General features: G+C 49.0%; 7 protein-coding genes and 1 pseudogene. 7 read left to right on the top strand and 1 reads right to left on the bottom strand.

The window, feature by feature from the left end; genetic code table 11:
• Positions 1 to 144 precede the first annotated feature (144 nt).
• The 7 genes and pseudogenes from ACRCZA_RS10165 to ACRCZA_RS10195 form a co-directional block, all read left to right on the top strand.
• Positions 145 to 2,772: pseudogene (locus tag ACRCZA_RS10165) on the top strand (formate dehydrogenase subunit alpha); the annotation flags it as partial.
• 26 nt (positions 2,773 to 2,798) lie between these two features.
• On the top strand, positions 2,799 to 3,395 hold the full coding sequence (fdh3B, locus tag ACRCZA_RS10170; protein ID WP_438674325.1) for a formate dehydrogenase FDH3 subunit beta: 597 nt from the start codon (positions 2,799 to 2,801) through the stop codon (positions 3,393 to 3,395).
• Between the two features lie 47 nt (positions 3,396 to 3,442).
• Positions 3,443 to 4,477, top strand: a complete 1,035-nt coding sequence (locus ACRCZA_RS10175; RefSeq protein ID WP_438674326.1) for a formate dehydrogenase subunit gamma — start codon at positions 3,443 to 3,445, stop codon at positions 4,475 to 4,477.
• A gap of 389 nt (positions 4,478 to 4,866) precedes the next feature.
• The gene (locus ACRCZA_RS10180; RefSeq protein WP_438674327.1) at positions 4,867 to 5,070 is read left to right on the top strand and encodes a twin-arginine translocation signal domain-containing protein; all 204 of its coding nucleotides are present in this window, start codon (positions 4,867 to 4,869) and stop codon (positions 5,068 to 5,070) included.
• Positions 5,071 to 5,087: 17 nt separating this feature from the next.
• The gene (locus tag ACRCZA_RS10185; RefSeq protein WP_438674328.1) at positions 5,088 to 7,940 is read left to right on the top strand and encodes a molybdopterin-dependent oxidoreductase; all 2,853 of its coding nucleotides are present in this window, start codon (positions 5,088 to 5,090) and stop codon (positions 7,938 to 7,940) included.
• A 29-nt stretch (positions 7,941 to 7,969) separates the two neighbouring features.
• The gene (fdh3B, locus tag ACRCZA_RS10190; RefSeq protein ID WP_438674329.1) at positions 7,970 to 8,539 is read left to right on the top strand and encodes a formate dehydrogenase FDH3 subunit beta; all 570 of its coding nucleotides are present in this window, start codon (positions 7,970 to 7,972) and stop codon (positions 8,537 to 8,539) included.
• A 78-nt stretch (positions 8,540 to 8,617) separates the two neighbouring features.
• On the top strand, positions 8,618 to 9,601 hold the full coding sequence (locus ACRCZA_RS10195; protein WP_438674331.1) for a formate dehydrogenase subunit gamma: 984 nt from the start codon (positions 8,618 to 8,620) through the stop codon (positions 9,599 to 9,601).
• Between the two features lie 87 nt (positions 9,602 to 9,688).
• Here ACRCZA_RS10195 and ACRCZA_RS10200 read toward each other — a convergent pair whose 3' ends face one another.
• Complete coding sequence (locus tag ACRCZA_RS10200; protein WP_438674330.1) at positions 9,689 to 10,672, bottom strand: LysR family transcriptional regulator; 984 nt, start codon at positions 10,670 to 10,672, stop codon at positions 9,689 to 9,691.
• Positions 10,673 to 10,880: the final 208 nt, after the last annotated feature.

A 10,880-nucleotide genomic window follows, 5' to 3' on the forward strand; every position in this document is an offset into this window, starting at 1 on the left:
CGGCGCTCAGCACGGCCAGGAACATGCGATCGAGACCGACCGACGTTTCGACCACGAACGGCACGTAGCTTTCGTTCAGCTCCGGATCGAAGTATTGCAGCTTCTTACCCGAGTGCTTTTCATGCTGCTTCAGGTCGAAGTCGCTGCGGTGTGTATGCCGAAGTACAAAACGGAGTATGGACTGGCCAAGAGCCTGCCTTCGACCATCCATTTAACCAAGGCGGCCACTGCGCGAAAGGTGCGGCACTGCGTGAACACGGCCACGGTGAAAAACGCCTGAAATACCCAATGAAGTTAGAAGGCGGCAAGTGGAAAAAGCTCTCTTGGGATCAAGCCATTAATGAAGTGGGCGATAAAATGCTGGCGATTCGGCAAGAATCAGGCCCTGACTCTATCTACTTCATGGGTAGCGCGAAGTTCTCCAACGAACAAGCCTACTTATATCGCAAATTAGCGGCATTGTGGGGCACGAATAACGTCGACCACTCAGCCCGTATTTGTCACTCTACCACGGTAGCGGGTGTTGCAAACACCTGGGGCTACGGTGCGCAAACCAACTCCGTTAACGACATTCGCCACTCAAAATGCATCTTATTTGTGGGTTCAAACCCCAGCGAAGCCCACCCCGTTGCAATGCAACATATTCTCGTCGCCAAAGAACGTGGCGCCAAGATTATTGTTGTCGACCCTCGTTTCTCCCGTACTGCAGCTAAGTCTGACGAGTATGTGCATATCCGCCCCGGTACCGATATTCCGTTCATCTATGGTCTGTTATGGCACATATTTGAAAATGGCTGGGAAGATAAAGACTTTATCAAGCGCCGCGTTTACGGCATGGAACGTATTCGCGAAGAAGTGAAAAAATATACCCCAGAAGAAGTCGAAAATGTGGTGGGCGTGCCTAAGGCACAAATGTATCGCGTGGCTAAAATGATGGCGGAAACGAAACCCGGCAGCATTGTCTGGTGCATGGGCGGTACCCAACATCACGTCGGTAACGCGAACACTCGTTCTTACTGTATTTTACAATTAGCCTTAGGCAACATGGGGATATCCGGCGGTGGCACCAACATTTTCCGCGGTCACGACAACGTCCAAGGCGCTTCAGACTTTGGCCTGTCGTTTGATGACCTACCCGGTTACTTCGGCTTAACCTCTGGTTCTTGGGCGCACTGGGCAAACGTGTGGGATTTGGATCCTAAGTGGCTTTCAAGCCGTTTTGACCAAGGTGAGTATTTAGGCCAATCTCCGCAAACCTCGCCAGGGATCCCATGCTCACGCTGGCACGACGGTGTGTTGGAAGATAAAACCAAAATCGCGCAAAAAGACAATATTCGTCTCGCGTTCTTCTGGGGGCAATCGGTCAACACCGAAACCCGTGGCCGAGAAATACGCCAAGCATTAGATAAAATGGATACCGTGGTCGTTGTCGACCCATTCCCAACCATGGCGGGGGTAATGCATCAACGTAAAGACGGAGTGTATCTGTTACCTGCTGCGACCCAGTTTGAAACCTATGGCTCGGTCTCTGCGACTAACCGCTCCATACAATGGCGCTCTAAAGTGATTGAGCCGTTGTTTGAATCACTGCCAGACCACGTGATTATGTGCAAACTCGCGAAAAAAGTGGGTATTGATAAAGAGCTGTTCAAGCATATTAAGGTCAATGGTGAAGAACCGCTGATTGAAGATATTGTCCGCGAATACAACAGAGGTATGTGGACAATCGGCTACACTGGCCAAAGCCCTGAGCGTTTAAAAATGCACCAAGAAAACTGGGGCACCTTTGATGTGGATAGCTTAGAAGCCCCCGGCGGTCCTGCGAAGGGAGAAACCTACGGCTTACCTTGGCCGTGTTGGGGCACGCCAGAGATGAAACACCCAGGCTCACACATTTTGTATAACGAGACTAAGCATGTTAAAGACGGTGGCGGTGCTTTCCGCGCCCGCTTTGGTGTCGAACGAGATGGTGTCAATCTTCTTGCAGAAGAAGCTTACTCAAAGGGCAGTGAAATCCAAGATGGTTATCCCGAATTTACCGCTGATATGCTCAAGCAATTGGGATGGTGGGATGATTTAACTGAGGAAGAGAAAAAATACGCCGACGGCAAAAACTGGAAGACAGATACCTCCGGTGGGATCCAGCGTGTTGCGATTAAACACGGCTGTATTCCTTACGGTAATGCTAAGGCCCGTGCAATAGTATGGAATTTCCCCGATGATATTCCACTTCATCGCGAGCCACTGTACACGCCACGCCGAGACTTAGTCGCTAAATACCCAACCTACGAAGACCGTATGGTTGCACGTCTGCCGACGCTTTATAAGTCAATTCAGGACAAGGACTTTACTAAAGACTTCCCACTGGCGCTCACATCCGGTCGTTTAGTGGAATACGAAGGTGGCGGTGAAGAAACCCGTTCTAATCCTTGGTTAGCCGAGCTACAACAAGAAATGTTTATCGAAATCAGCCCAGCAGACGCTGCTGACCGCGGTATCCGTGACGGTGACAATGTCTTTGTGCATAGCCCTGAAGGCGCCAAGATCACAGTGAAGGCAATGGTGACGCCACGGGTTGTGCCGGGTGAATGTTTTATGCCGTACCACTTCGCAGGGGTATTTGAAGGTGAAAGCCTTGCGAAAAATTATCCGGAAGGCACAGTGCCTTACGTGATAGGTGAATCAGCAAACACCATTTTCACTTATGGCTATGACGTTGTGACTCAGATGCAAGAAACTAAGTCCAGCCTCTGCCAAATAAGCAAAGCCTAACCTACTTGATCAGGAGATAAGCCATTATGGCAGTCATGAAATTTTTATGTGACACCAAACGCTGCATCGAGTGTAACGGTTGCGTCACAGCCTGTAAAAACGAAAACGATTCCGCACTTGAGTGGGGAATTCAGCGTCGCCGCGTGGTGACCATTAACGATGGCAAACCAGGAGAAGCATCCATTTCAGTGGCTTGTATGCACTGTACCGACGCCCCCTGCATGGCCGTTTGTCCAGCAGATTGTTTCTACCGTACCGACGACGGCATAGTATTACACAACAAAGATACCTGTATCGGTTGTGGTTACTGCTTCTATGCTTGTCCGTTTGGTGCTCCGCAATTTCCGAAGAAAACCGCCTTCGGTAGCCGCGGTAAAATGGATAAGTGTACCTTCTGTGCCGGTGGCCCAGAAGAAACCTTCTCCGACGCCGAGCGCAAAAAATACGGTGCCAACCGAATTGCTGAAGGTAAGCTGCCCATGTGCGCCGAGCTTTGTGCCACCAAAGCGCTACTCGCGGGTGATGCGGAAGTGGTATCAAACATCTACCGTCAACGTATGGCATCTCGAGGCAACCCGAATGTCGTGTGGGGCTATAACCCCAAGACGGGTGAGATTAACTAATAGAGCGAGGGTTAGGGAATCTCCCTAACCTTTGGCAAGGAGTGACAATGTTAAACAAACAGTTCAACAAATCACTGCGCAGTCTGTTTGCTCTATTAGTGCTTGTCATCGGAGGGGGCTTAGCCATCGGCTCTGGCCCCGTTCAGGCAAATGATCAGCAATCGAGTCAACAACAAGCGCAAGCACAAACCAGTGATGCCGACCTATGGCGAGCAATAAAAGCCGGTGAAGCTGGCTATACCACAGCCGAAGGAGTGGAAACTGGGGTGCTGATTAATGTCGCAGGCAACCAAGGTAAAGAACTCAGAAACAAATACTTAACCCCAGTAATGGCGCTGACCGTTGTGGGGGTTTTTGGTGCGTTTTTAGTCTTTTACTTGGTGAATGGCCCTTCCAAACTCAGCCATGGTTTTTCGGGCAAAATGGTTGCTCGTTGGTCTAAGGCTGATATTTGGATCCATTGGATCATGGCGGTCAGTTGTATCGCCCTGATGTTTACCGGTTTAACCATTATGCTTGGTAAACATATTATCCAACCCTTCGTAGAACCTTCACAGATCCCCAGCCTATGGGCGCCTTTGATCTACGGCAGCAAAACCATCCATGATTGGGTAGGCCCATTATTTATCTTGTCTTGGGCGGTGTGTGTGGTGAAGTGGATGCCACTGCAAACCTTTAAGATGTATGATTTAAAATGGTTTTTAGTGGTTGGTGGTTATATCAACTTCGGGCCATTCAAAGGCAAACATCCCGACAGCGGCTTTGCCAACGCCGGGGAAAAAATGTGGTTCTGGACGCTGACCCTATTCGGGTTATTTATCAGTGTTTCCGGGATGATGTTAGTGCTGCCTGGTCTGGATTTACCGAGGGAAGCATCCATGGCAGCCTTGCTGATCCATGCCATCAGCGCCATTATTTTGATTGCTTTTACCATTGTGCATATCTGGATGGCGACCGTACTCAGTGAGGGTGGTATGGAATGTATGGTGTCGGGCTATTGTGATGAAAACTGGGCTATCCAACATCACAATTTATGGTATGACGATATCAAAGCTAACGGCAGTTTACGTTACAAAAACTAAACGGCTAGCACCTTAGCCTGTGAAACACCCCGCCTTGCGGGGTGTTTTTCTACTGCACAACAAATTACCAGCAAATCAACAACAAACAAATAAGTAACAAATAGACTTCTGCGACAACCTTCCGGTCAATATACGCGCAAATCCCTTATGCGCTAAACCATGAGCCAGTTAACGCTTTTCACTCTCTATCACCCTTTTAAAGTCCGCAACCTGTTCTAGATCAAATATCTTTACCCCCCTTATGGCTATAGTCCTCACGCGCGATAAATAGTGGGCTGAAACAAATGATTTTATTGTTATTTTCACCACAGTTGTTCACTTGTTGATAACAAGTTGTTTATTCGAAAAGCAGCGCAATTCCCAATTTACCTCTCAATTCAGGAGCCAGCATGAAGCAGCAACCCAGCGATTTGTCTCGCCGTTCTTTGCTTAAAGCACTCACAGTCGGCAGCGTAGCAGGTGCAGCAATTGCAGCAACCGGCATCAGCGTAGCCCAAGCCAGCGAAAGCAACAATGTAGCAGCCCCAAAATCATCAAAGGGTTACCACAAAACTGCGCATATAACTAGCTATTACGATAGCCTGCGCGGCTAATCTAGGAGAAATCAGCGATGAAATTAACTCGCAAATCCAATGCAGTCCCTGCGGCTGACAAACCGACGCTAGGCATTAGCCGTCGTCAATTTATGAAGCATGCAGGTATTGCTACTGGCGGTATCGCTGCAGCCTCTCTCATGGGCACTGGCATGATGCGTCGCGTTGAAGCCAAAGAAGTCCCATACGATGCCCCAATCGAGATCAAACGGACTATTTGTAGTGCGTGTGCTGTCGGTTGTGGTTTATATGCTGAAGTACAAAATGGTGTATGGACAGGTCAAGAGCCTGCGTTCGATCACCCATTCAATGCCGGCGGTCACTGTGCTAAAGGTGCTGCTCTGCGTGAACACGGTCACGGTGAGAAGCGTCTTAAATACCCAATGAAACTTGTTGATGGCAAGTGGAAGAAAATTTCTTGGGAAGATGCGATTAACGAAGTGGGCGATCAAATGCTCAACATTCGTAAAGAATCAGGCCCAGACTCAGTGTACTTCATGGGTAGCGCGAAGTTCTCTAACGAAGGCTGTTACGCATACCGCAAACTGGCGGCGATGTGGGGTACCAACAACGTCGATCACTCTGCGCGTATTTGTCACTCTACCACGGTAGCCGGTGTTGCTAACACTTGGGGCTACGGTGCGCAAACTAACTCTTTCAACGACATTCAGAACGCGAAAGCGATCTTCATGATTGGTGCCAACCCTGCCGAAGCGCACCCAGTGTCAATGCAGCATATCCTGCTAGCAAAAGAAAGAAACAATGCCAAGCTGATTGTTGTTGACCCACGTTTCTCTCGCACTGCGGCGCACTCTGATCTGCACTGCGCGATCCGTCCAGGTACCGATATTCCGTTCATCTACGGTATGTTATGGCATATCTTCGAAAATGGCTGGGAAGACAAAACCTTTATCCAGCAGCGCGTTTTCGAAATGGACGCTATCCGAGCAGAAGTCAAAAAATTCCCTCCAAAGGAAGTGGCTAACATCTGTGACGTGTCTGAAGACGTTATTTACCAAGCCGCAAAATTAATGGCGGACAACCGTCCTGGCACGGTGATTTGGTGTATGGGTGGTACTCAACATCACGTCGGTAATGCTAACACTCGCGCTTACTGTATCCTGCAGTTAGCACTGGGTAACATGGGCGTTTCCGGTGGCGGTACTAACATTTTCCGTGGTCACGATAACGTACAGGCAGCGACTGACTTAGGTTTATTATTTGATAACTTACCTGGTTACTATGGCTTAACGACCTCTGCGTGGGAACACTGGACCAACGTGTGGGAACTGGATATGGAGTGGATGAAGAGCCGCTTCGATCACGGTACTTACCTTGGCACCAACCCAATGACCACACCAGGTATGCCATGTTCACGCTGGTTTGACGGTGTACTGCTTGAAAAAGACAAGCTGGCACAAAAAGACAACATCCGCATGGCTTTCTTCTGGGGTCAATCCGTTAACACGGGTACTCGTCAACGCGATGTGCGTGACGCCTTAGACAAATTAGACACCGTAGTGGTTGTGGATCCTTTCCCAACAATGGCGGGTGTTATGCACCGTCGTAAGAACGGGGTTTACCTGTTACCTGCTTGTACTCAGTTTGAAGCATCAGGCGCGGTATCTAACTCAGGCCGTTCAATCCAGTGGCGTGAGCAGGTTATCCAACCGCTATTCGAATCTAAGAACGATATCGAAATCATGTACATGCTCGCTAAAAAAGTGGGTATTGTTGACCAGTGGGCAAAACGTTGGAACATCGCAAACAACATGCCAGTGGTTGAAGATATCTCCCGCGAAATTAACCGCGGTATGTGGACTATCGGTTATACCGGTCAAAGCCCAGAGCGTATCAAACAACACACCCAAAACTGGGGCACCTTCAGCAACAAAACACTCGAAGCTGAGGGCGGTCCATGCAAAGGTGAAACCTACGGTTTACCTTGGCCATGTTGGGGTACACCAGAAGCGAAACACCCTGGTACCCAAATTCTGTATAACCAAGCCAAACACGTTAAAGACGGTGGTGGTAACTTCCGTGCCCGTTATGGCGTTGAATACAATGGTAAAAACCTGCTGGCTGAAGGCACCTTCTCTAAAGGCGCTGAAATCCAAGACGGTTACCCAGAATTCTCCGACAAACTGCTTAAACAGCTGGGTTGGTGGGATGATCTGACTGCAGAAGAAAAAGCCTCTGCTGAAGGTAAAAACTGGAAAACTGACCTGTCTGGCGGCATCGTGCGCGTAGCCATCAAACACGGTTGTATTCCATTTGGTAACGCTAAGGCGCGTTGTATTGTTTGGACTTTCCCAGACCAAGTGCCAGTACACCGTGAGCCAATCTACACCGCACGTCGTGATTTAGTGGCTAAGTACCCAACTCATGACGATATGCAGGTACACCGCTTACCAACACTGTACAAAACGCTGCAAGATCAAGACGTATCAGGTAAGTACCCACTGGTTCTGACCTCTGGCCGTCTGGTTGAGTACGAAGGTGGTGGTGAAGAGTCACGTGCTAACCCATGGTTAGCTGAACTTCAACAAGAAATGTTTGTTGAAATCAACCCAAGCGATGCAGCTGATCGCGGCATCCGTAACGGTGAAGACGTGTGGCTAGAAGGTGCTGAAGGTGGCCGTATTAAGGTACAAGCTATGGTGACTCCAAGAGTACAACCAGGTGTGACCTTTATGCCTTACCACTTCGCAGGTGTGATGCACGGTGAGAGTTTAGCGCCTAACTACCCAGAAGGCACTGTCCCTTACGTTATCGGTGAATCCTGTAACACGGCACTGACCTATGGTTATGACCCTGTGACTCAAATGCAGGAAACCAAAGCGTCGCTCTGTCAGATCGTTAAAGCATAAGTGCAGCTTAAGCTAGGAGAATTGCCACTATGGCTACAATGAAATTTTTGTGTGATACCAAGCGCTGCATCGAATGTAACGGCTGTGTCACTGCTTGTAAAAACGAAAACGCCTCCGCTCTTGAGTGGGGAATCCAGCGCCGTCGCGTGGTAACCATCAACGATGGTCAACCAGGTGAAGCCTCTATCTCTGTTGCTTGTATGCATTGCTCTGATGCGCCTTGTATGGCCGTTTGCCCAGCAAACTGCTTCTACAAGACCGAAGATGGCATCGTGCTGCACGACAAAGAAACCTGTATCGGTTGCGGCTACTGTTTGTACGCCTGTCCGTTTGGCGCGCCACAGTTCCCACAAAAGGGTGCCTTTGGTAACCGCGGCAAAATGGACAAGTGTACCTTCTGTGCCGGTGGCCCAGAAGAAACTCACTCAGAAGCAGAGCGCAAGCAATACGGTGCTAACCGCATTGCGGAAGGCAAACTGCCAATGTGTGCAGAACTGTGTGCGACTAAAGCGCTACTCGCTGGTGATGCTGAAGTGGTTTCTAGCATCTTCCGTGAGCGTGTCGCTTACCGTGGCGCTAAAAACGCGGCTTGGAATTAATTCAGGTCACAGGATCTGTCCACAGGCTTAGGCTAGCACCTACCTCGGTAGGTGCGACTAAGTGAGAGAGGATATATGATGAACAAATGGTTCAAACACATAGGCTTAGCCATAGCACTGCTATTTAGTGCCGTGTGCCTAGCTAATGGTGGTGATGAACTGGCAAACCAAGTTCAACAGTCTGATGCTCAAATTTGGGCACAACTGAAGGATGGCGTCCAGGGATACACCGCTTCTAAGAGCGAGTTTCATGCTCAACCTATCAATACCTATGATCTGCGCGCATTAGAGCTGCGTAGCGATTGGTTGGCACCGGCCTTAATGGCGGCGCTATTTGGCATGATTATTATCTTTATCCTGTTTATCAAGGTGAACGGCATCTCTAAGCTGCACCATGGTTTTTCAGGCAAGATGGTATATCGCTGGTCTAAGTTTGACGTCTCCATCCACTGGTTAGGCGCAATCCCTTGTTTACTGTTGATTTTAACAGGCTTGGTCTTGCTTGCTGGTCGCTTCTTCTTCCAACCTTATTTGGGTGAAGGCGTCTGGGCAGCCTTAGTGAACGGTGCCAAACAAGTCCATGACGTGATGGCAATCCCCTTCATGCTCGGCTGGGCGCTGATGACCGTCCTATGGGCGAAAAACCAGCTGCCAAAAATGTACGATGTGAAGTGGTTTATGGTCGTGGGTGGTTACATCAACTTCGGTCCCTTCAAAGGCAAACACCCCGATGCTGGTTTTGCTAACGCCGGTGAGAAAATGTGGTTCTGGGCCTTTGCCCTGTTTGGATTCGTGATTTCAGCCTCAGGCATGTTATTACTGTTCCCTAACCTATTCGAACCTAGCCGTACATTAAGCTTAATCGCGCTAATTCTGCACTCAGTCAGCGCGATTGTGATCTGTGCTTTCTCTATCGTGCACATCTTCATGGCAACCGTCATGTCTGAAGGCGGTATGGAATGTATGGTGTCAGGCTACTGTGATGAAAACTGGGCAACTCAACACCACAATCTGTGGTTTGATGAGATTAAAGCTGACGGCACTCTGAAATATAAAGAGTAATACGCTCGCTTAACCCCTAAAGTAAACCCTTCGCCAGCATGCTCGCGAAGGGTTTTTTTATGGCCGCATAAACCAAGTTTATTCGCGCTACAGCAAAAATCGTAAAAATCGCGATGCCGCAATACTGGTTTGCTTGCGTAACATCACCACACTAAAGCACACATTAAGCTCAGGCATATCCAGTGGCGTAATGACCTGCAAGGCCCCTCGCGCGCCCTCCTCGAGCAGCGCAATTTGCGGCGTCAATGCCACCATAGGGGAATGCATTAATGCGCCTTTTATTGGCGGGAAAGCATCATAATGCAGTAAGCCCGCAAAATCCTTGCGAAAGGGCAAAAACAAATCGCCAAATAGCTCCGCCACCCCTGTTGGTAAATTCCGCGGGATAGCTAAGGGATATCGTCGAATATCCGCAAGGGTTAACCCGGGGCGCGACACTAAAGGATGGGTGTTTTTTGTGCAGAACACGGCATCAAAAGAAGGTAAATTAAAGCATTGCACTGCGGCCTCATTGCCCACCGCATCCCCGGGAATATCGGTGACAATCAATGACAGTTGCCCCTTTAACAGTTTATCGAGTTGCTGCTGCCAAGGCCCCACTTCCAGTTCAACATGCACGTCGGGATACTGCTCAATAAACTGCCCCATCACCGGCCCCAGAATGGTATTCGCCGGCACAGGACTGGCACCAATGGCCAGATAACCACTGCTCTTACCTTGTAGGTATTGCAGCTCAATCCGTAAATTATCCACACTCTGTAGAATATGATCGCTGTGACTTAACACCAGCTCGCCGGAGGGCGTTAATGACATGGACTGCTGCCCCCGAATTAACAACTCGGCTCCCAATAAACTCTCTAATCTTTGAATACTTCGCGTTAATGAGGGCTGTGCCAAATTCAACCTTTGGGCGGCCTTTTGATAATTACGCTCCTTGGCGAGCACTCGAAAATTTCTTAGATGCCTAAACTCAATCACCACTCGCCACCCACCAGCAACAACATAAGCACAACATACAGAGAATAAAAACCAGCAACAAGTTAGCACTCGTGACAATTTGTATCCAGCCATACCATTTCAAGTAAAGCAACAAGCAACCAAGCTCCTGTTTAGTAAGCAAATATTTTAAAGCTCAACCAGCTAATAGCTTTTATGCATCAACCGATACGCATAACGCATTAGCCGCTCGTCACGTCCTGTCGTAACAATCCCTTCGGGAGTTAACAATGCCGCAACAACAAAAACAATCAAGGAACACATAATGAAATTGAAGAAGATC

Origin of the sequence: Shewanella sp. (genome assembly GCF_051658185.1) — a bacterium.
In the GTDB taxonomy this organism is placed as follows: Bacteria; Pseudomonadota; Gammaproteobacteria; order Enterobacterales; family Shewanellaceae; genus Shewanella.

Bases quoted from the DNA above. Each gene is read 5' to 3' on its own strand.
- ACRCZA_RS10185 (WP_438674328.1), top strand. From the start codon at position 5,088: ATGAAATTAACTCGCAAATCCAATGCAGTCCCTGCGGCTGACAAACCG.
- ACRCZA_RS10200 (WP_438674330.1), bottom strand. From the start codon at position 10,672: ATGGCTGGATACAAATTGTCACGAGTGCTAACTTGTTGCTGGTTTTTA.
- fdh3B (WP_438674329.1), top strand. From the start codon at position 7,970: ATGGCTACAATGAAATTTTTGTGTGATACCAAGCGCTGCATCGAATGT.
- ACRCZA_RS10180 (WP_438674327.1), top strand. From the start codon at position 4,867: ATGAAGCAGCAACCCAGCGATTTGTCTCGCCGTTCTTTGCTTAAAGCA.
- fdh3B (WP_438674325.1), top strand. From the start codon at position 2,799: ATGGCAGTCATGAAATTTTTATGTGACACCAAACGCTGCATCGAGTGT.
- ACRCZA_RS10195 (WP_438674331.1), top strand. From the start codon at position 8,618: ATGAACAAATGGTTCAAACACATAGGCTTAGCCATAGCACTGCTATTT.
- ACRCZA_RS10175 (WP_438674326.1), top strand. From the start codon at position 3,443: ATGTTAAACAAACAGTTCAACAAATCACTGCGCAGTCTGTTTGCTCTA.